Origin of the sequence: Candidatus Stoquefichus massiliensis AP9 (assembly GCF_000455285.1) — a bacterium.
Classification (GTDB): domain Bacteria; phylum Bacillota_I; class Bacilli_A; order Erysipelotrichales; family Coprobacillaceae; genus Stoquefichus; species Stoquefichus massiliensis.
Window position 1 is genome coordinate 36,800 of the sequence record NZ_HG005288.1, and the last position, 21,990, is coordinate 58,789.

Genomic DNA, 21,990 nt, shown 5'->3' on the forward strand with positions numbered 1-21,990 from the left:
ATTATATTCATTTCTTCTTAAATTATTCTATTAAATTCATTAATATGATAGTTAAACTCATTATTAATAATAAGTTTATAAAAAAGTCTTACGGCCTTAGTCCATTTCAATAGCACCAGTATATAGCTGGTAATACTTACCTTTTTCTTTCATTAATGATTCGTGGTTACCACGTTCAATAATATGCCCTTGTTCCAAAACCATAATACAATCACTATTTTTAATTGTAGAAAGTCTATGGGCAATAACCAATGTTGTTCTTCCATCCATCAGTTTATCCATACCATTTTGAACGAGTTTTTCTGTACGTGAATCAATAGATGAAGTCGCTTCATCAAGAATTAAAGCGGGAGGATTAGCAACCGCAGCTCTCGCAATTGCCAATAACTGTCTTTGCCCTTGAGATAAATTCCCCCCATCACCTGTTAGCATTGTTTGATAACCATTAGGAAGATGTTTGATAAAAGTATCAGCATTTGCTAATTTTGCAGCCTCTATACATTCTTCATCAGTTGCATCTAATCTCCCATAACGGATATTATCAAGTACAGTTCCTGTAAATAAATGCGTATCCTGTAAGACAACACCCAATGATCTTCTTAGATCATCTTTCTTAATGAGCTTAATATCAATACCATCATATGTTATTGTCCCATTTTGAATATCATAAAAACGATTAATCAAATTGGTAATGGTTGTTTTTCCTGCTCCTGTTGCACCAACAAAAGCAATCTTTTCACCTGGATTAGCAAAAACACTCACATCGTGCAAAACCATACGATCATCAAAATAACCAAAGTCAACATTTTCAAGTCGAATATCACCAATCATTGGAACAAGTTCCACTTCACCACTAGAACGAGGATGACGCCATGCCCAATGTCCAGTTCTTTCATTTGTTTCTACCATTTGATTATCTACATATTTTACACGACATAAAGTCACAATTCCTTGATCAACTTCACTTTCTTGATCTAATAAATCAAAGATACGTTTTGCTCCTGCCTGTGCCATTGCAACACTATTAATTTGCTGAGAAATTTGACCTACTGGCTGATTAAAGTTTTTATTCAATGTTAAAAACGAAACAAGTGTTCCAATTGTAAGTCCTGCATAACCACTTAAACTCATAACGGCTCCTACAATAGCACAAATGATATAAGATATATTTCCTGTTTGAACTGTTACTGGCATTAAAATATTAGCAAATTTATTAGCCTGAAAAGCACTTTCTTTTAATTCATTATTCATTTTTCTAAATCCTTCAATTGCTTTTTCTTCATGATTAAAGACTTTCACAACCTTTTGACCGGAAATCATTTCTTCTATATATCCATTGACTTTCCCTAAATCATTTTGTTGTTTCACAAAATAACGACCTGATAGACTACCCAATTTTTTCGATGTTACCATCATCACACATAACATCACTAAACTCACACCTGTGAGTGGTAAACTTAAAGTCAGCATTGAAACAAAAACTGTTATAATCGTTATCGCACTAGAAAGCAGTTGAGGAATTGATTGACTAATTAACTGTCTTAATGTATCTGTATCATTAGTATAAACAGACATGATATCACCATGTGATGTGCGATCAAAATAACGAATTGGTAAAGATTCCATATGTTCAAACAACTGCATTCTTAAATTTCTTAAATACCCTTGTGTAACAGTAACCATAATACGATTAAAAGAAAAAGCACAGATCACTCCAATACCAAAGAAACAAGCCACACGAATCAAAGCTTGAAATAAGCCACTAAAGTCAGGAGATGGATTACCAATCAATGGTACGATATAATCATCTATCAAAACCTGCATAAATAATGTCCCTTGAACTGTTGCAAAAGCATTTCCAATAATACATAAGAAAACAATCATTAAATGAATCTTATATTGTTTAAAAATATCTTTTAATAGTCGCGCTAATACATTTTGTTTTTTCATTAGGCTTCCTCCTTCCCTTTCATTTGTGTTTCATATATTGTTTGATAAATTTCATTTGTTTTAAGTAAGTTCTCATGTTTATCAAAACCATCAACAATACCATCATTTAAAACAATGATACGGTCAGCACTTTGAACGCTTGAGATACGCTGTGAAATAATTAATTTTGTTGTATCAGGAATACGTTCTTCAAATGATTGCTGAATACTGGCATCTGTGGCTGTATCAACAGCACTTGTAGAGTCATCTAAAATCAATATTTTAGGTTTCTTTAACAAAGCTCTAGCAATACACAATCTTTGTTTCTGACCTCCTGAAACATTCGTTCCACCTTGTTCAATATAGGTGTTATAGCCGTCTTCAAAACGTTGAATAAACTCATCTGCACAAGCTAAACGACAGGCTTCCTGACATTCTTCTAGCGTTGCATTCTCATTACCCCATTTCAAATTTTGTAAAATTGTGCCACTAAATAAGACATTGTTTTGTAAAACGACAGCAACCTCATCCCTTAGAACTTCTAAATCATAAAAGCGTACATCTTGTCCACCAACACATACACTTCCTGATTCCACATCATACAAACGACTAATCAGATTAACCAAACTACTTTTGGCACTTCCTGTTCCACCAATAATTCCAATTGTTTCGCCAGTGTGAATATGCAAATCAATATCTCTTAAAACTGGTTCCCCATCACCATGTTTGTATGAAAAACTAACCATGTTGAAATCAATAGATCCATCTTTAACAGATGTTAATGCTTTTTCTGGTGATACCAAATCAGATTGTTCATTAATGACTTCAGCAATACGTCTAGCTGAAGCAAGAGACATTGTTATCATGACAAATACCATAGATAACATCATTAACGACATTAAAATATTCATCGTATAACTAAATAAACTTGTCAGTTCTCCTGTTGTTAAGTTTCCGGCTACAACGCTTTGTGCTCCCAACCATGATAATAAAAGTATACAACCATAAACAGCAAGCATCATGGCAGGGTTATTGAATGCTAAGATTCCCTCTGCTTTAACAAACATCTTGTAAATGTTTTGTGCAGCTTTTTGAAATTTTACATTTTCATGTTTTTCACGCACAAAAGATTTGACAACGCGAATGCCAACAACATTTTCCTGAACACTTTCATTTAAGTCATCATATTTTGGAAAAACTTCATTAAAATAACGCATAGCTTTATACATAATAAAACCTAATACAATAATCAAAAAGATAATTGCAAAAACAAATATCATACTCAGTTCAACATTAATCATCAATGCCATTGCAAGTGCTGAAAGCATACTCATTGGAGCACGTATACACATACGTATTAACATCTGATAAGCAATTTGAACATTGGTTACATCCGTTGTTAAACGTGTTACGAGTCCTGCTGTACTGTATTTATCAATATTGGAAAATGCAAAAGTCTGAATATGGGTAAACATTGCATCTCTTAAATTCGCTGCAAATCCAGTTGATGCTCTAGCAGCATATTTACCAGCTAAAAATCCAAGTAATAATGTCCCAATCGCAATCACAAACATCATGATACCATATCTTGTCACAGCATTCATATTCTGTGCTTCAATACCTCTGTCAATCAATGCAGCCATCAGTAATGGAATCGTAATTTCAAGTATAACTTCCACAACTGCATAGAACATTGTTAAAAATGAATCCTTTTTATATTCTTTAATTTGTTTCATTAAAGTTTTAATCATATGATCATCCTTTCTTTTTTAGTACGCAACCAAACTATTCGCTAACGAACTATATAATTGAATAAAAATCAGGAATTTCCTGATTTATAAATTCTTTTTAACATTTTCAATTAATTTATCAGATAAGTGAACAAACATATCAATTTCCTCACCCGTTAATCCATCAACTAATATTTCATGTAATTTTCTCATTTCCTGACTCATCATTGCATTAAAATGACGACTTTGTTCTGTTAAAACAATTTTCTTTAATCTTGCATCATGTGAAACAGCAACTCTTTGAATCATTCCTTTTTTACACATTAATTTTAACATTTCAGAAGTGGTTGAACGATTAATTGAAAACTCTGCTTCAATATCTTTTTGAAATGTATCAATACCTAAATCCTCACGATCCTGTAAAAAGCCAATAATCCATGTATGCATTAATGTGGCATGATCTGGACGATGACCAAAATGTTTATCCATATTTCTTTTCAATAAATTATTTAATGTTTTAATTCTGTGTCCTACTGGATCTCGATACATTGTCTCACTTCCTATTGTTCGGTTACGAACATATACTATCACAACAATTCATAATTGTAAAGCATAACTTTCAATCTATTTATAATAATTTCATTTATTATTATACAAAAAAGCCAAGATTAATAGACTTGGCAATTTTATTAATTATTCTTCAATTTTAGAAAAAACATCAGTCCCTAAACCACATAATGGACATACCCATTCATCAGGTATATCTTCAAACTTTGTACCTGGTTCTACACCTTGATCTGGATCTCCTAATGCTTCATCATAAATATATCCACATACATCACACACATACTTCATCAATACATCCACCTTCCATAATTATTTTTGCGAGAGACTTTAGTTCCTCTACGCTTTCTTCCTTTAAAGCACCTCGAATAGTTATTGATGGTTCCATATAATCCAATCCTTTCAAACAATCAAGAACTTCTTTCATTGCTTTATTTGCACTCGGAGCCCATGTTCCATTCTCAATAAAAGCAATAGATCTATTTTGAAAATTCTTGCTCTTCAAATGATGAATGAACTGTTCCATTGGACAGAACACACCACCATCATAACTTGATGCTGCTAAAACAATACGATCATACATAAATGCATCGGCAATCACATAAGACACATCCGTACGTGACAAATCACGTAATATAACTTTCTCACCTTGTTCTTCTAACAAAGAAGCTAAGATCTGTGCTGCTTCCATTGTATGTCCATGTATAGAAGCACAAGCAATAAGAATACCACTCTCTTCTGGTGTATATGTACTCCATAATTCATAATATCTTATATATTGAGCAATATCTTCTTTTAAGACTGGACCATGCAATGGACAAATCATATCTATCTTCAATTTTTGAGCTTTCTTTAAAACATTTTTAACTTGTAGCCCATATTTTCCAACTATATTTGTATAATATCTTCTTGCTTCATTGATCCATGGGTGAGTATCGTCATAAAACGTACCAAAAGCATCAGCTGAAAATAAAATATTTTCCGTTTGATCATATGTCATCATGACTTCTGGCCAATGAACCATCGGAGCCATCATAAACTGCAAAATATGTTTTCCAAGTTCCAATGTATCACCCTCTTTAACCAAAACACGCTTTGTTTGATCATTAAGTTCAAAATATTCATCAATCATTGTAAATGTTTTCACATTTCCCACAATTTTCATATGTGGATACTTTTTGGCAGCAATCTGTACACAAGCGCCATGATCTGGTTCCATATGTGATACAATTAAATAATCAGGATTTCTTCCTGCCAATGCTTTTTCTAGGTTTGCAAGCCAAGCATCTTTTCCTCTTCTATCTACTGTATCCATAATGGCAATCTTTTCATCCATAATCATATATGAATTATAGGTTACACCATGGGATAGTGGATACTGTCCCTCAAACAAATCTAAATCCTTATCATAAACACCAATATATTTTATTGAATCAGTTACATTCATTTCTACTCACCTCGCTAACTATTCTACACTTTAGTATACCCAATATCAAAAGATTTGCTCAACAAGAATAAAATAATGAAAATTGTTTTTCTATTTCTTTTATAACCATAATATCTTATCAATTTCTTGTTATTTAAATCAGTCATATATATGACTTATACAAACATATTCATTTTGTCTTCACTTTATATTTTCTTTATCAATAATGACTTGACTATGCAATAAGTCACATATATTTCATAAAATATTAGATCATTCTAAAGTTTATAAAACAAAAAAGAACCATGAATTTGATTCACAGTTCTCTCTTTCTTATTAAACTGTAACCTTAACAGGTTGACCATCTGGTCCAGGTGTTTCATTTAAATAAGTCGAAATTTTTTCTCTTGTTTCTTGATTACTTACAACACAAGCAGAGACTTTTTTTGCTTCTCCTTCAACAAGAGCATTCGCAAACCCAGAGCAACCAGGATATCCACATCCACCACAGTTTGCACCAGGAAGCATTTCCATAACTTCACCAATACGATTATCTTCTTCAACAATGAGATACTTATTAGCAATACCTAAAATCGCACCCAAAACCGCACCAATGGCTAACAATGATAAAATAGCATTTATATTCATATTAGTCTTCCTCCTTATGATGAGCAGAGTTGTGAGAACAAGCAATATTATTGCACCCACCACACTCACTCAAATCCTCACACCCCTCAGGTTTAGGCGTGTTTTTATTTAATAAATATGTTCCAATAAAGACAGCAACCAATAGTCCCATCCAAATAAAAGCCCAAATATTCATTAAACAAGACCTGCGATTCCGGCAAGAGCACATGCCATAAGACCAGCAGTAATTAATGCAATTGGTGTTCCTTTAAAACTTTCAGGAACATTTGCAATTTCTAATCTTTCTCTAATTGTTGCAAAAACATAAATAACAATTGTAAATCCAATAGGTACAGCCAAACCAGCAACTGCTGCTTGCATAAGATTGTATCCAGCGCTGATATTATCCAAAGCAACACCTAATACTGCACAGTTTGTTGTAATTAATGGTAAATAAACACCCATTGATTTATAAATTTCTGGACTTGTCTTCTTTAAGAACATTTCAACAAATTGAACCAAAGAAGCAATAACCAAAATAAATGTAATCAAATCTAAATAAGTAATTTCTAGTGGTTCTAATACAAAATTGTATAAGCACCAAGTTACAATTGATGCAACAAAGATAACAAATGTAACAGCATATCCCATGTTCAAAGCATTTTTAGGTTTCTTAGAAACACCTAATAATGGACAAACAGCATAGAATTTACTTAATACAACGTTATTCACAAATGTTAATCCAATAAATAAACTGACTAATTCCATACTATTTTACCTCCGCTTTCTTTGCTTTGTTTTCTTTTCTTACTCTTAAGAATTGAATAAAAGCAAGGATACAACCTAAAGTGATAAATGCACCTGCAGGTTGTGTAAATAATGAGATTGCATAATCACTAAAAATCTTTAAATCAAAAATTACTTGACTAGCATCAAAAGGATTATATAAAGATAAACCTCCAGTACCAATTAATTCTCTAAAGAATGAAATCACAACAACTGCAAAAGTATATCCTAACCCCATTCCAATCGCATCCAATAATGAATCAATGACACCATTCTTAGAAGCAAAACTTTCTGCTCTTCCAAGAATAATACAATTCACAACAATTAATGGAATGAAAACACCTAATGATTCATATAAAGCAGGTGTATAAGCATTCATTAACATTTGCACACATTTAACCAATGTTGCAATAATCACAATGAAAACAGGAATTCTGATTTCACTTGGAATAATCTTTCTTAATAATGAAATAATCACATTACTCATAATTAAGACACAAATAACAGCCATCCCCATACCAATTGCATTGGTAAGTGTTGTCGTAATTGCTAGAGCTGAACATAGACCTAACAATAAGACAAAGATTGGGTTTTCAACAAATAAACCTTTTTTGAAAATATCAAATTTTTTCATCTATGTTCCCTCCTATTTAAAATTTGCTTCATAATGTGCAACTGCCTGAGAAATTCCATCTACAACTGCACTTGATGAAATTGTTGCACCAGAAATTGTATCAATTCCATCACCAATATTTTTTCCAACAATACCACTCTTAAATTCTGGATCTCCTACTTTAGAACCAAAGTTTGGAGTTTCTCCACTTATATCAAGCGTTTCAAAACCTTTATAAGTTCCATCTTGATCTAAAGCAATTAAAAATTTGATTGGAGTACCTGCTCCACCATATCCTACAACGCTACATTTATAAACATAACCTTTTGCTGACCCACCACTACTTGCTTCGTAAACGCCTTCTATTGCAGGATAATCTGCCAAGTTTGTTTCAACAGCTTTAAATTCTTCGCCAGCTGTATAGATTTTGACAAGATTCTCTTTCTCGCTTGCAATTTTTGCTTCCTGAATAATAGGATCAGTCATTTCATAAACGAACGACAAAGCTGCACCAGAAAGTCCAGCAACAACTGCAAGGAAAAGAGCCAATGTTATAATTTTTTTCATAAATTATTCACCTATTTCGTAGCTGCAATTGCTTTTCTAATTGCAGTGACGATTCCTTTCGTTGTCATTGTTGCTCCTGTTGATGTATCAACACCATCAATATCAGCATATTTGAATGGCTGAGCTAAATATTTATCATAGAATGCCTTAGCTTTTACTGAAGCTTTATCAGTACCATGAACAAGTTCAGCGCCATAGTATTCAGTTTCACCAGATGCATCTATAAATTCAATCTTTGTAACTGTTTCTTTTGCTTTATCAATTGTGATTTTCATTTTCATCGGTTTATCTGTACTATATCCTGTTTCACTAATAGTATAAACATAAGTATCCCCTTTGACTTCACGTTCCATTTGTGACATCACAATAGCACCTTTAATAGCATTCACAATACCTTTTGTTGTCATAGTTGCACCAGTTTTTGTATCTACACCATCAAGATCACTTGTCTTAAATTCTGCAGCTAAATATTTGTCATAGAAAGCTTTTGCCTCAGTAGACATCTTATTTGTTCCATGAACAAGTTCAGCACCGTAGTATTCCGTTTCACCAGGAGCTTCTAAAACTTTAACAGATTGAACAGTATCACCAGAAATCTTTACTTCAATCTTCATTGGTTTGTCAGCAGTATATCCTGTTGTTTCCATAATATAACCACCAGCAATTTCTTCTAACACTTTAAAGTTGAAAGCAGCAGCTTCTTCTTCAGCTTTTTTCTTTTCAGCTTCTTCTTTTTTCTTTGCATCTTCTGCGGCTTTTGCCTCAGCGGCTGCAATATCATTTTGGATTCCATTACCAATACCAGCAACACATCCAGCACCGATTGCTAAGCAAAGACCAACAGAAATCCATTGTTTTGCAATTCTTGTGTTTGTTCTACCAAGAATAAATGAATCAATTAATGGTGTTAACATATTCATAATCAAGATTGAGAATAAAACACCTTCAGGATAATTTGCTTTTAAACGAATAATCATTGTTAAGAATCCTAAACAAATACCATAGATAATTTTACCAAGTGGACTCGTTGGTGATGTCACCGGATCTGTCGCCATAAAGACAGCTCCAAAAACAGCTCCACCTAAGCATAAATGAATCAATGGATAAGTTAAAGGATCTAACCCACAGACAAGTGCAAAGATTTCACTTAAAACAAGAATTGTTCCTAAATAGGCAAGTGGAATTCTCGCATCAAAAACACGTCTCAATACTAAAATAACTCCAACCAATAAAATTAGCCAAATACATGTTTCACCCAGTGTTCCACCATGATTACCTAATAACAAATCAGTGAGTGTATAACTAAATCCATCTCCACCCATCCAATTTGTACTTGCTAACATTGCTGCAGGTGTTGCAGATGTTGTAATATCAATTGCTCCACCAGCACCTTTCATAGCTTCTATATAAGGTAATAATTTATCACCAAATGATAAGTGAACAATCACACGCCCTACTAAGGCAGGATTGAAAATGTTATGACCAAAACCACCAAAAACTAATTTTCCTAAGAAAATAGAAATAAATGATCCAATCGCAACAACATATAGTGGTGTTCCTATAGGTAATGTTAAAGCAAAAATAATTGATGTTACCCAAGGAAATCCATTTTTTATTTGTTCTAAAACATTTGTCTTGTGTACAAGCCCCCATACAGCTTCAGTTACCAAACCTACCACAATTGATACAGCATAAATCAATATAGCAGTAATCAATGGTTCATTAGATGTATAGTTATAATATAAATTGTATAATGAATAAGCAACAATCACCAATAATCCGATTGTTAAATCTCTCATAATTCGATGTGTAGAGAGTTTTTGTTTATAATTTGGTGATGTTCTTTGTAAAGTAATCTTCATCTATAGCATCCTCCCTACGCATTCTTTCTTTTTTGAGCCAATTGTAGGCGACGTTTAGCCTTAGCCACCATATCTGTCACTTCAATCTTACTTGGACAAATATAAGTACACATACCACATTCAACACAACGATCAGCTTCTAATTTTTCGATTAATTCCACATTAGCTGCTTTTTCACCTTGCATAATACGTACAGGCTGTAAATGAGCAGGACAATGTAAAGTACATTCACCACATTTTAAACATGGTAAAGGTTTGATATCTTCTTTTTTCATAACTGTAATGGCATTGTTATGAGAATAAATCACAAATGTATCATTCATGACTGATTTTCCCATCATAGGCCCACCACCAACTAAGAATCCATCACAATCTTCATCAATATATCCACCAATTTTTTCAACAATATAGTTGACTGGTGTTCCAATTGCGACATCTACATTTTGTGGATTTTTCAACCCATTACCAGAGAATGTTACAACACGATGAGTAATTGGTTCACCTTTTCTAATTCCTTTAGATAAAGCAATTGCAGTTGATGAGTTATTAACAATGACACCAATTTCAGCAGGTAACTTATCATATTCTTTCTTAAATACTGTTTCTACTAAAACCCTTTCCCAACCCATTGGATAACGATCTGGGACTTCTCTTGGCTCAATGTTGTCATAATTTTTTGCTTCTTCAACTAATAACTCCATTAAATCAGGCTTATGCTCTTTAATCGCAATAATTCCTTTTTTAGCACCAGCAGCCTTGATTAAATAATGTGTCCCATCAAACAATGCTTTGATATCTCTTTTCATTGCTAGATGATCACTTGTTAAGAATGGTTCACATTCTACACCATTAATTAAGATTGTTTCAATATTTTCAGGATGAGAATATTTGATATAAGTTGGGAATCCTGACCCACCTAAACCAACAATTCCTAATTCCTTGATGGCATTGAAGACATCCTCCTGACTCATATGATCAGGATCATTCACAACATAAGCTTTTACTCTCTCATTTTTATGGTCATTTTCAATAACAATATGTTGCTGTAATCGTTTTGAAGCATGCATACGTTTTTCAATTCCCTTAACTGTTCCAGAAACAGATGAATAAATAGGTACATACATACTCTTACGAGTAGCAATTTTTGTTCCTATACATACATGATCGCCTTCTTTGACATGAACGTCAAAATCAGTAGCGACTCCTAAAACAAGGGGAATATAAACAACGTCAGGTGCTTCAATCGACAAAATAGGTTTATCTTTTGTCAAACCTTTTTGTCCATCTAATTTGACTTTTCCTTTTCCAGATAAAATCGACATTGTATCCCTCCATATCTTTTTACTTATTCATTATAACATCAACTTTTCATTTTGGGAACCTTTTCAAGACGCAATTTCTTATTTAGAAAACCAAAAGAAGACTTTTTTTATACGATAAATAATTATTAAGCAAGATATTGAAAAAGAATCAACAATATTTTCCAATTATTGATTCTCTGTCACTATCTTTTATATATTTACAAATCCCGATTTTATTCTTCCTCAGTTAATAACAGCCTCATAACATCCCACACAATGTCTCTGTCATAATCATGCTGACACTTAAAACAGCATTGACACCAAATTTTAAAGTTTTTTTCTTTAATTGTTCTTTTGACTCTTGAATGCTATCATCAACATTTCTACCAAATATCAATCAACTAACGTTGCTTATAATAAGGTAAAGCCAAAATAATCATCATACATTCTCTTCAACTTTTAAAAACATTGCATTAGCTACTCATTCCATATCACTCTCAAATAGCCAAAAGCTGACTCTCTATACTTACTAACATTCAAGATAAATATACTGAAACATCCACAAAAAATAAACCTTAAAGCTTTGCCTATTTTCTTACTTAAATACATTAATCATGTAGATACAATCATGCGTCATCCTCCTATTTTCATTTTATCAAATTTATCTAATAAATCTATATAAATATAGACATTAAAAACTTTTAATACTTTATTTAATCATATAACTTGATATTTTAAAGTAACTATGATAAAGTGAAGATATCAACAAGGAGGATTTAGGTTATGAAACATTATGATACAATTATTATTGGCTTTGGAAAAGGCGGAAAAACTTTAGCAGGAGAACTTGCAAAACAGGGAAAAACTGTTGCATTGATTGAAAAATCAAAAGAAATGTATGGTGGAACATGTATTAACGAAGGATGTATTCCATCAAAATCGTTAATTGTCCAAGCTGGGACGAGAGCCTATGCTGATGCAATTGTTCAAAAGGAAAACTTAATTACAAAATTACGTCAAAAAAATTATGATAAATTAGCACAATTAGATAATATTGATATTATCGATGGTACTGCAAAATTTATTGACAATCAAACAATAGAAGTGATTGGCCAAGAAAAATTCACGGCTGATTATATCTTTATCAATACAGGATCACAATCGATTATCCCACCAATTCAAGGATTAAAAGAAACAAAACATATTTATACAAGTGCTTCAATGATGAAAGAAACACAATTACCAAAAAAACTTGCTATTATTGGTGGTGGATATATTGGTTTAGAATTTGCGAGTATGTATGCCCGCTATGGTAGTCAAGTAACAGTATTTGAATATAATCAACGCTTAGTTGGTCGTGAAGATGAAGACATTGCTTTAGAAATTCAGCATATTCTTGAGAATCAAGGTGTTACATTCCATTTTAACAGTCAAGTTCAAAATTTATCTAATCAAGGTGAAGAAGTGATTATTCAATATCAAAAAGAAAATTCTGATTTATCTGAACACTTTGATGCTGTCTTATTAGCAACTGGTAGAAAAGCGAATACTGCTGATCTTGGTTTAGAAAATACTGATGTAAAATTAGATCAAAGAGGACAAGTCATTGTCAATGAATACTTACAGACAACTGTATCTCATATTTATGCTATGGGTGATGTCAAAGGTGGACTTCAATTCACATATATTTCTTTAGATGATTATCGTATTGTCAAAGATCATTTATTTGGAAATAAACAAAGAACAATTCATAATCGTGGTTATATCCCTTATTCTGTTTTCATTTCACCAACTTTTTCTCGTGTTGGATTAAGCGAACAAGAAGCTATACAACAAGGTTATGATGTCAAAGTTGCTAAGTTACCAACTGCCGCAATTCCACGTGCAAATGTTGATGGAAAACCTGAAGGTATTTTAAAAGCCATTATTGATGCAAAGACTGATTCTATTTTAGGCTGTGTTTTGTTATGTGAGCGTAGTGAAGAAATGATTAACTTTGTTCAATTGGCTATGAACCAAAACTTAAAATATCAAGATATTGCTAATCACATTTTTACTCATCCATCAATGAGTGAAGCTCTTAATGATTTGTTTAGTACATTCCAATAGAAAGGAAGATTATTATGTCAAAAGTATTACATCCTAATGAAAAAGAGTTTTTAGAATTATATCAAAATAGTGATTTATTATTTATAGATTTCTTTGCAGGGTGGTGTGGACCATGCAAAATGCTTGCTCCTAATATTGATAGATTAGCCAATGAACATCCCGAAGTCACTGTTATCAAGGTTGATGTCGATCAATATCCACAGCTAGCAGCAAAATTTCATGTACAATCTATTCCTAGTTTATTTGTGGTGAAAAAAGGGAATATAACACAAAGACAATTAGGATTTATACCATATCCTGCTTTAGAAAAGATGCTAGGAGATTAATTTGTGAATTTTATTTTAGTATTCTTTGAAGGACTTTTCTCTTTTTTCTCTCCCTGTGTCCTTCCACTGATTCCCTTATATGTTGGTTATTTATCTGGTCAGAATCACAATGAAGAAAAACCAACACGAAAAAAATTATTTTTTCTCACAACTTGTTTTATTATTGGTATTTTTATAGCTATATTTTTATTGAATGTTTCAGTTCAATTCATTAGTTCTTTCTTTAAAGAGCATATGACTCTTATAACAAGAATGGGTGGTGTCCTCATTATATTACTTGGACTCTATCAATTTGGTATATTAAAATCAAATAAATTAAGTCAAACCAAGCGTTTCTCTTTTAACAAACATTTTCCTTCCCAATTTCTATTTGCTTTTATCCTTGGTTTTACTTTTGGTTTTGCATGGACACCATGTATTGGTCCAGCACTTGCCTCAATTTTAATTCTTGGTAGCAGTTCGGGCAGTTTCTTAGTAAGTAATTTATTAGTCATCATTTATGCAATTGGTTTAACTTTACCATTCTTTATTGTAGGGTTATTCACTGATCAAGCATTAGAATGGTTAAATAAACGTAAAAAATGGATGAATATTGCTGTGAAAGCTGGAGCTACATTACTTATTATTATTGGTATAACGATGATAACTGGTCAAATGAATGATATTTCTAGTTATATGGGCCAAATCTCAACACCTACTGCCTCTCAAAAAGAAACTGTTGAAAAAGAACAATTTCCTTTACCCTATACATTAAAAGATCAACATAATCAAGATATTTCTTTTGCAGATTTCAAAGGGAAAGTCATTTTCTTAAACTTCTGGGCAACATGGTGTCCTCCATGTCAAGCAGAACTTCCTGAGATTCAAAAATTGTATGAAAAATATAAAAATAGTCAAGATGTTGCCATATTGACTGTCGTTCATCCTGGTGGTAGAGAAAAAAATCAAACAGAGATTATAGAATTCTTAAATGAAAAAGGTTATAATATGCCTGTCCTCTTTGATTCTGGCGAATTATCAAGTTATTTTCAAGTCTCTAGTCTCCCAACAACATTTATGATTGATGAAAATGGAAAACCATATGGCTATGCCATTGGACAATTGAACTTAGAAATTATGGAATCAATGATTAAAGAGGTCAAAGAAAAGTGAGGTAATTGATTGTGAAAAAACAATATGATATTGAATGTAATATTGCTCAAACATTAAATCTGATAGGTGATAAATGGACACTGCTTATTTTACACGCTGTAAAAAGTGGTTATCAGACATATAAAGATCTTCAGGAGAATCTCCCAGGTATTCCTACAAATCTCTTATCTAATCGTTTAAAATCGTTATGTGAAGATGATTTACTTGAATGTGAACTTTATTCACAACATCCTCCACGATATCAATACAATCTCACTGAAAAAAGTGCAGATCTTGATGATATTTATAATGCACTAATTATTTGGGGAGATAAACATCTAGAAAAAAGTTATAAATGCTTGCACCATCAAAACTGCGATGGTGATATTGAAATAATCTATGTATGTAAAAAATGCGGAAAAGAACTCAACAAAAATGAACTTCATGTTCATTCCCATTAGAAAAGAAACTGTCTTAAGACTAACACTCAATAAAGAATTATTGAGAAACATTCGGGCTGTGCAATCATCAGAATTATAACAAAAGACGGACTATCAGTTTATTAATGATAGTCCGTCTTTTGTATAGAGATGATTTCTGTCCTTGAAGTTATCCACTTCATCGCTGCCCAACGTTACCTTAGAAAGATGGAGCTGCTCTGTAAACTGTCCGCGTTTCACACAGGTTTTAAGTCGTCGTTGGATTGTTAAAGTTATGCTGTCCTGAATGCCTCATGAAAATAATATTAAATACAGTTTACAGCAAATGCGTGTACTTTTTATTTTTCAATCGAAAGAATTTTCCCTTCGCCAACCTGGTGATTACCTTCCAGAATCGCAAATGATTGTCCTAAATAACATCATCATAGTGAAAATTTTAATATTGAAAGGGTTGGAATATCAAACTTTTCAATTGGTAGTTCTACAAAAGTAATACTCCTATAATTTCCTGATTCGTTGAATATAGAATCTATCCTCCTCATTTCCTATTTTGTTACTTTCATTTTAATACAAATCTAACAGCATATATACATTGTGTATTTAATCACATTTTCCAGCCATTTGAATATACAGGCTGAGCCACAAAAAAGTGTTAGTTCATCAATAAACAAGCATAAGTGAATGAATATCTAAAAGGGAAACCTCCATTCAATGAGTTTGTAGAAATCATCTATAACTATGTCGGTGTGCTTAATTTATTAAGACAACAAAACAGCATAGTCAAAACTGACTATGCGTTCATTATAACGATACTCTTTATGGAAGACCACCTAAAAACAGTTTCTTATTTTCTTTTTAACTTAACAATTGTTTCCATCTTAGCTGTATATGGATATGTATCTAAAGGTATGATTGATTCTACTTTAAAGTATTGACTCAACTCCTCAATATCTTTAGCCAATGACGAAGGATGATCACTTACATAAATAACATTCTTAGATTTAGATAAAACAAAACTTTGTTTCATGGCAGGACTTAATTCTTCACTTCTCACAATAATATAATCAAATGACTTCTTTTTACATTGTGAAATTGTTCCTTCGTTAATATTTTTACATAAAAATTCAACATTATCTTTATGTAAGAATTTTGCATTCTCTTTTGCATCTTTAATATGATAATTCTTTTCATCAATGACTACAATTTCATTATTCATTGATAATTCTAATAATCCTATTCCACAATTAAGTGACAACACTAATGCATCTTCTGGTATAAATGAACGAATCATATCTAACTTCACTTTTTCCATCACAGGATTCACTGGAAAATCTGATTTAACTGAATATAAATATTGTTGATTTGCATATTGAAATGGTAATGTTGATAATCCATACACTTTCTTATATCCTTGTAATTCAAATTCCTGATGTCTTGTTGTATTGATAGTAAACCAAATACTCTTAATAGCATCTATCTGACTTAAATCGTTAATAATTTCCTGTTTTAAGCCATCTTCTCCAGTCACAAATAAAATTTGTATTTTTCCATCTATATTCTTTAATCGTATAAAACGCAAACCTTTTTTTATTTTATCATTATAATCTCTTGCTTTATGTTTATTAATAATATTTTCAATCTCAACTAAACATTCATTAATAAGTGGATCTTGCATTCCACATCCATTCATTAATGTTAAATACTTTGTTTCTCTTTGATAAATTCCAGCATGAACCTTCCCTTTAAAATATGTTAATGGTAAAGAAACAACATGACGATATCCTTTTTCTACTGGTGAAGGATACGTTGCCTTAATAGGTAACTTATCAACATCAAAATTTGTATATTTTTTTAATGCATCTTTTAAAACTCCTTTTTTATAAGGAAGATGCTTCGCATATGCTAATGATGTTAAAGAACATCCTTGACAATGACGATCTTCTTGACATATCGTTTCTACACGATCTTTTGATTTTTGAAGATATTGTAAAACACGTCCTTTTAAAAACTTAGGATTTTCTGCTATAATTTCTACCTCAACAATTTCTTCAGGCATAGCATTTTCAACAAAACATATCTTCTTATTAATATATCCTATTCCTTCTCCATTAATACCCAACTTCTTAATTTCTACTTCTTCTTTTCTCATTTTTCTCTCCTTAAATATAAAATATTTGTAATATACATACCGATATAAAAGATTTCTGCTGCCCAATCAAAAACAAACAATATAACAACAATGGATGCTAATGGCCCATAAACAGATTGAAAATCGGCAAATTGAAAATAAATATTTAATCCATAATACAATACAAGCATCAGTGCACTTGCGACTAAAGCACCTTGAAAAGCATCACTATAATGAATTCGAATACGAGGGACAATCAAATAAATACTCATTAAACAAAAAACCATTAAAAAATAGAGGACAATATGTCTAATTCCGAAATATTTATATAAAAAATTAAAAATATATGCCAAAGGACCTAAAGCTAAAATAGCAATAATTCCTATAAACAACAATAACAAAAAGATAGTCACTTTAAATGTATAAATATAATAACCAATAATTGTTTCTTCAATATGCTGATGATACATATTCTTAGAAATCTCATATATATTTCCAATTCCTCTTGATACAGTATAGATTGAAATAATCATTGTCACTAAGGCAACAGTATTTAAAGAACGTGACTCTAAAATATCAATGAGCATCTGAGAATAATCTGGCATCACAATACGCTGAATAAGTGTTTCTATTAAACTCATATCTATATTTAAAAGTGATGTTCCAACAGCCAGTAGTGAAAATGCTGGAATGAGGATTAAAAGCAAATAAAATGATAATGCCGCAGCTGCATATGGTGGTACTGCTTCACGATAATCATCATATATTTTAACACAACGTTCATAAAAAGCCATCATGATGTCTCCCTCCATTGATTAAGAAAGGAAAAACATTAATCATGCTTTTCCTCCTCTTCATTTTCTTCACTTTCTTCTTCATTGAGAAGTTCTAATTGTAACAAAACAATTCTATTCTTATCAATTTCTTTAATCGTTAATAAGACATTATCTATTTTCAATACTTGATTTAATTCAGGACTACCATTACATTGTCCCAAAACAAGTCCACCAATAGACTCAAAATCATCTGAATCAAATATAGTCCCACAAGTATCATTAACTTCATCAATATTTAAACTACCATCAATTAAATAAATACCATTACCTAAATTCACAATAGAATTTTCAACTTCATCATACTCATCATCAATCTCACCAACAATTTCTTCAACAATATCTTCTAATGTTACAATCCCACTCATAACACCATATTCATCAAGAACAATCGCCAAAGAAACATGTTCCTTACGCATTGATTCAAAAACATCTGATATATGATTAAACTCATACACTACAAAAGTTTCACGCATAAAATCTTTCACATCAAATTTAGATTTCACAACTTTAGATAACATCAAATCTTTAATATGCAAAACTCCTATAATTTCATCATATGAATCAGAATGAACAGGAATTCTAGAAAATTGACTTTCTTTAAAGATTTTCATCAAATCATTATAAGAAACATCATCAGCAACACTCACAACATGAATTCTTGGTGTCATAATTTCTTTGATTTCGGTTTCACCAAATTCAAAAACATTATGAATCATTTCTTTCTCTTCATCTTCCAAGACGCCTTCTTCATGAGAAACAGTTACGATTGTCTTTAAATCTTCTTCTGTCATAGTTGGTCCACTTTCCATATCTCCACCAAGCAAATGAATAAAAACACTGGAAATAACATTTAATATAACAACAACAGGTGAAAAGATAATTGTAATAAACTTAATAAAACGACATATTGCAAATGAGATAGATTCAGCATTCTTAGTTGCTAATGATTTGGGAGTAATCTCACCAAAGATTAAAATCATTAATGTAACAACACCTGTTGCAATCGCAACACCCGTCCCTTCATTTCCAAATATCGAAATGACAAATGAAGTTGTTAATGAAGATGCAGCAATATTGACAAGATTATTACCAACCAATATAGAGCTTAATAAACGGTCTTGGTTTTCCAATAAACTATCTACAATCTTTGCTTTCTTATTATCATCTTCTTCTGCTAAAGTTCTTACTCTTATTTTATTAACAGCCATAAATGCTGTCTCACTCATTGAAAAAAGGGCTGACATTGCTATTAATAAAATAAACATGAAAATCATCACTATCTGACTCGGGTCCATCTATTATAAATCTCCTTATGATTAAATTTATTCAATAGTAATATAATTCAAAAGAATTGTCAAATTCTTCTGATAATTACATATATTATAGTATAATCAATTTTTATGAATTATCAATAAATAAAATGCATTTAGGGGGAAATATGTTAAAAATTGCCATAACTTTAAGAAAAAAAGATGATCATATGACTTTTTTTATGAATGAAACCTATTATCAATTTCTTTGTCCTTATTTTGATATCCAACTTGTTGTTCCAAAATTAGATCATCAATACCTCGATATTGTTCAAAATAATGATGCATTGCTGATTTGTGGAGGCAATGATATTAACCCTAATTATTATCACCAGACTTCCCATATTTCAAACATTCAAGAAGATCAATTGATTGAAACTATGGATTTTGCATTGTTACAACAGTTTTATCATGCACATAAACCTATTATTGGCATATGCCGTGGTATTCAGGTCATTAATGTCTTTTTTAAAGGAACACTTTATCAAGATATTCCAACACAATCTCAAACAACAATTAATCATCAAAAGGAACATTTCGTTAACTTAATGCCAAATTCTCTTATCCAGCAATACTTTCCATCTCAAATGAAAGTCAATTCATTTCATCATCAAAATATTAAGGAAGTATCTTCCCTCTTGCATATCAGTGCAATAAGTGAAGATGGTTTCATTGAAGGAATAGAAAATCATCAAATAATTGCAGTGCAATGGCATCCTGAAAGAATGGATTCTCTGCATCAAAAGCAATTTCTAGATATGATGATTCATTTTATAACTGCAAATAAAGACTCCAATTACTGATTGGAGTCTTTATCATGTGCTAATATTTCTATTATAGCTTTATGTTGTTTATGTCTTTGCACCAAAAACAAGATTGGAAAAACAACACTGCATGTTGCAATGATTCCTAAAAAAGCCATAATTAATGTTTGATTAATCAGTTCCATACTTTTCAACTCCTTAACATTACTACTTCTTATTACTATTAAAAACAAACAAATAATTTAATCGTTTTAATATTTAACTTCTTTTGATATATTTGGAAACACAATTACTTTATCTTTGCATTTACATTTTGAAAAAATTTTTTTAGTATTCATTTCACAAAAATTAGAATTTGAACAATATACTTTAATTTTGTTATCTTTGATATCATTACAGTATTTGGAATATATTTTCCAGTTTTTCCCACACATTCCATTGGGAATTAAATAAGTTTTTGGATGAAATGACGTGAAATCAAAATAGTGTTCCATATTCATTCCTTTAGTGCCATGATGAGGTATTTTTATAACAATATATGTATCGTGCATTTTATATTTACCATCATAGTTATTTTTTATTTTTTCTAAATATTTTGCTTCCAAATCCACCAGTAAACAATATATTATTTTCAATATCATTATTCAAATTGTGAAAAACAATGCTTATTCGATTACCAAAACTATTAAGATAATTGCTATCTAAATCGTCATCTATGGTAGTTATTTTTTTAATTTCATCAATAACACCTTTGTATTCAGAAAGTATATTCATACGAGAGCGTATATCACCTAAAATATCTTGTATAAAATTACTATTATTTTTCAAATCATCGAAACCATTAATTAAATCGCATAATTTTCTTGATATTTCCAATAATTCATTAAAAAAAGCTGTTGGAAGTTGTAAATTATTCAATAGCAAAACAGCTTCAGCACCAACCATATTAGGATCTGGCCATAATGCAATATATTTGTCTTTTTCAAACACAGTTCCTCTTTTAACAAGTGTAACGTTCTTAACATCATTACATAAAAATTCAACTAAATCTAGTAAACTCATACTTCTTTTACCTGATGATAGATAAGATTTATCCAATAAATCTCTTAACAAATGAATAGCTACAATTTTACTTGCATGAGTTGCATTCCAGATATCTGGAATATATACTTTTCTAAACAACTTTTTTGATGGGATTAATGAAAGCTTACTTTTATGCATTTTCATATACTTCAATCCAGATATATGATCTTCATGATAATGTGTAATTAATAGATCTGGTGAATTTAAAGATAAAATATATTTAGAAATAACTTGATGAGCATCATTTCTACTATAAATCCTTTTACAACAGTTATTAATATATGAATTTCGATGTATTCCAAAATCTACAATTAATTTTGTACTATCACTTTCGATTTTAAAACAGTCGCCAAACCAAACATTATACATACAAATTTTAAATTTCATGATTATTCTCCCCATACAGTAAACTAAATAACATTATTTATCATATACTAAAAAGTAGTAATCCATTTTTA

Annotated in this window: 23 protein-coding genes; 5 read left to right on the forward strand and 18 right to left on the reverse strand. The window is 31.1% G+C overall.

Features of this window, described 5'->3' with window-relative positions:
- Window positions 1-96: 96 nt before the first annotated feature.
- From BN350_RS07905 to BN350_RS07960, 12 genes are all read right to left on the reverse strand, one after another.
- The gene (locus BN350_RS07905) at window positions 97-1,950 is read right to left on the reverse strand and encodes an ABC transporter ATP-binding protein (RefSeq protein ID WP_028043114.1); all 1,854 of its coding nucleotides are present in this window, start codon (window positions 1,948-1,950) and stop codon (window positions 97-99) included.
- The gene (locus BN350_RS07910) at window positions 1,950-3,680 is read right to left on the reverse strand and encodes an ABC transporter ATP-binding protein (RefSeq protein ID WP_028043115.1); all 1,731 of its coding nucleotides are present in this window, start codon (window positions 3,678-3,680) and stop codon (window positions 1,950-1,952) included. Before BN350_RS07910 ends, BN350_RS07905 begins: the two co-directional genes overlap by 1 nt.
- 84 nt (window positions 3,681-3,764) lie before the next feature.
- Complete coding sequence (locus tag BN350_RS07915) at window positions 3,765-4,208, reverse strand: MarR family winged helix-turn-helix transcriptional regulator (RefSeq protein ID WP_028043116.1); 444 nt, start codon at window positions 4,206-4,208, stop codon at window positions 3,765-3,767.
- Window positions 4,209-4,352: 144 nt separating this feature from the next.
- Window positions 4,353-4,514 (reverse strand): rubredoxin, encoded by a 162-nt coding sequence (rd, locus tag BN350_RS20255; RefSeq protein WP_187117117.1) that lies wholly within the window; start codon window positions 4,512-4,514, stop codon window positions 4,353-4,355.
- Entirely contained in the window at window positions 4,498-5,670 is a 1,173-nt protein-coding gene (locus BN350_RS07925) for an FprA family A-type flavoprotein (RefSeq protein ID WP_028043117.1), read from the reverse strand. The genes rd and BN350_RS07925 overlap by 17 nt, the downstream gene beginning before the upstream one ends.
- A 315-nt stretch (window positions 5,671-5,985) precedes the next feature.
- Window positions 5,986-6,297: a (Fe-S)-binding protein gene (locus tag BN350_RS07930; RefSeq protein ID WP_028043118.1), complete on the reverse strand. Its 312-nt coding sequence runs from the start codon at window positions 6,295-6,297 to the stop codon at window positions 5,986-5,988.
- Window position 6,298: 1 nt separating this feature from the next.
- The gene (locus tag BN350_RS20925) at window positions 6,299-6,472 is read right to left on the reverse strand and encodes a hypothetical protein (protein ID WP_187117118.1); all 174 of its coding nucleotides are present in this window, start codon (window positions 6,470-6,472) and stop codon (window positions 6,299-6,301) included.
- Complete coding sequence (locus BN350_RS07940) at window positions 6,472-7,044, reverse strand: electron transport complex protein RnfA (protein WP_028043119.1); 573 nt, start codon at window positions 7,042-7,044, stop codon at window positions 6,472-6,474. Before BN350_RS07940 ends, BN350_RS20925 begins: the two co-directional genes overlap by 1 nt.
- A 1-nt stretch (window position 7,045) precedes the next feature.
- Window positions 7,046-7,696 (reverse strand): electron transport complex subunit RsxE, encoded by a 651-nt coding sequence (gene rsxE, locus BN350_RS07945; protein WP_028043120.1) that lies wholly within the window; start codon window positions 7,694-7,696, stop codon window positions 7,046-7,048.
- A gap of 12 nt (window positions 7,697-7,708) precedes the next feature.
- Window positions 7,709-8,242: an RnfABCDGE type electron transport complex subunit G gene (locus BN350_RS07950; RefSeq protein ID WP_028043121.1), complete on the reverse strand. Its 534-nt coding sequence runs from the start codon at window positions 8,240-8,242 to the stop codon at window positions 7,709-7,711.
- A gap of 11 nt (window positions 8,243-8,253) precedes the next feature.
- Window positions 8,254-10,104 (reverse strand): RnfABCDGE type electron transport complex subunit D, encoded by a 1,851-nt coding sequence (locus BN350_RS07955; protein ID WP_028043122.1) that lies wholly within the window; start codon window positions 10,102-10,104, stop codon window positions 8,254-8,256.
- 14 nt (window positions 10,105-10,118) lie between these two features.
- Window positions 10,119-11,426, reverse strand: coding sequence for an RnfABCDGE type electron transport complex subunit C (locus BN350_RS07960; RefSeq protein ID WP_028043123.1), 1,308 nt, complete (start codon window positions 11,424-11,426; stop codon window positions 10,119-10,121).
- Window positions 11,427-12,188: 762 nt separating this feature from the next.
- Between BN350_RS07960 and BN350_RS07965 the strand changes: the two genes are divergently transcribed.
- From BN350_RS07965 to BN350_RS07980, 4 genes are read left to right on the forward strand one after another with little or no spacing between them, the layout of a single operon-like run.
- Entirely contained in the window at window positions 12,189-13,514 is a 1,326-nt protein-coding gene (locus BN350_RS07965; protein ID WP_028043124.1) for an FAD-dependent oxidoreductase, read from the forward strand.
- Between the two features lie 14 nt (window positions 13,515-13,528).
- Window positions 13,529-13,840, forward strand: a complete 312-nt coding sequence (gene trxA / locus BN350_RS07970) for a thioredoxin (RefSeq protein ID WP_028043125.1) — start codon at window positions 13,529-13,531, stop codon at window positions 13,838-13,840.
- A gap of 3 nt (window positions 13,841-13,843) precedes the next feature.
- Complete coding sequence (locus tag BN350_RS07975) at window positions 13,844-14,992, forward strand: cytochrome c biogenesis protein/redoxin (RefSeq protein WP_028043126.1); 1,149 nt, start codon at window positions 13,844-13,846, stop codon at window positions 14,990-14,992.
- An 11-nt stretch (window positions 14,993-15,003) separates the two neighbouring features.
- On the forward strand, window positions 15,004-15,432 hold the full coding sequence (locus tag BN350_RS07980) for a winged helix-turn-helix transcriptional regulator (protein WP_028043127.1): 429 nt from the start codon (window positions 15,004-15,006) through the stop codon (window positions 15,430-15,432).
- Between the two features lie 823 nt (window positions 15,433-16,255).
- On the opposite strand, the gene rlmD is transcribed toward BN350_RS07980, so the two are convergent.
- From rlmD to BN350_RS07995, 3 genes are read right to left on the reverse strand one after another with little or no spacing between them, the layout of a single operon-like run.
- Window positions 16,256-17,560 (reverse strand): 23S rRNA (uracil(1939)-C(5))-methyltransferase RlmD, encoded by a 1,305-nt coding sequence (gene rlmD, locus BN350_RS07985; protein ID WP_028043128.1) that lies wholly within the window; start codon window positions 17,558-17,560, stop codon window positions 16,256-16,258.
- The gene (locus BN350_RS07990) at window positions 17,557-18,333 is read right to left on the reverse strand and encodes a YihY/virulence factor BrkB family protein (RefSeq protein WP_231385250.1); all 777 of its coding nucleotides are present in this window, start codon (window positions 18,331-18,333) and stop codon (window positions 17,557-17,559) included. Before BN350_RS07990 ends, rlmD begins: the two co-directional genes overlap by 4 nt.
- Before the next feature lie 38 nt (window positions 18,334-18,371).
- On the reverse strand, window positions 18,372-19,670 hold the full coding sequence (locus BN350_RS07995; protein WP_028043130.1) for an HlyC/CorC family transporter: 1,299 nt from the start codon (window positions 19,668-19,670) through the stop codon (window positions 18,372-18,374).
- Window positions 19,671-19,813: 143 nt separating this feature from the next.
- On the opposite strand from BN350_RS07995, the gene BN350_RS08000 reads away from it, so the two are divergent.
- On the forward strand, window positions 19,814-20,488 hold the full coding sequence (locus tag BN350_RS08000) for a gamma-glutamyl-gamma-aminobutyrate hydrolase family protein (protein ID WP_028043131.1): 675 nt from the start codon (window positions 19,814-19,816) through the stop codon (window positions 20,486-20,488).
- On the opposite strand, the gene BN350_RS20930 is transcribed toward BN350_RS08000, so the two are convergent.
- The 3 genes from BN350_RS20930 to BN350_RS08015 all read right to left on the reverse strand — a co-directional run bounded on the left by BN350_RS20930 (window position 20,482) and on the right by BN350_RS08015 (window position 21,919).
- Window positions 20,482-20,634, reverse strand: a complete 153-nt coding sequence (locus tag BN350_RS20930; RefSeq protein WP_187117119.1) for a hypothetical protein — start codon at window positions 20,632-20,634, stop codon at window positions 20,482-20,484. The two genes, BN350_RS08000 and BN350_RS20930, sit on opposite strands and share 7 nt — an antisense overlap.
- Window positions 20,635-20,700: 66 nt before the next feature.
- Window positions 20,701-21,054 carry a hypothetical protein gene (locus BN350_RS08010; RefSeq protein WP_028043132.1) on the reverse strand — a complete coding sequence of 118 codons (354 nt, stop codon included), beginning with the start codon at window positions 21,052-21,054 and terminating at the stop codon, window positions 20,701-20,703.
- Window positions 21,020-21,919: an MBL fold metallo-hydrolase gene (locus BN350_RS08015; RefSeq protein WP_028043133.1), complete on the reverse strand. Its 900-nt coding sequence runs from the start codon at window positions 21,917-21,919 to the stop codon at window positions 21,020-21,022. The genes BN350_RS08010 and BN350_RS08015 overlap by 35 nt, the downstream gene beginning before the upstream one ends.
- Between the last annotated feature and the right edge of the window lie 71 nt (window positions 21,920-21,990).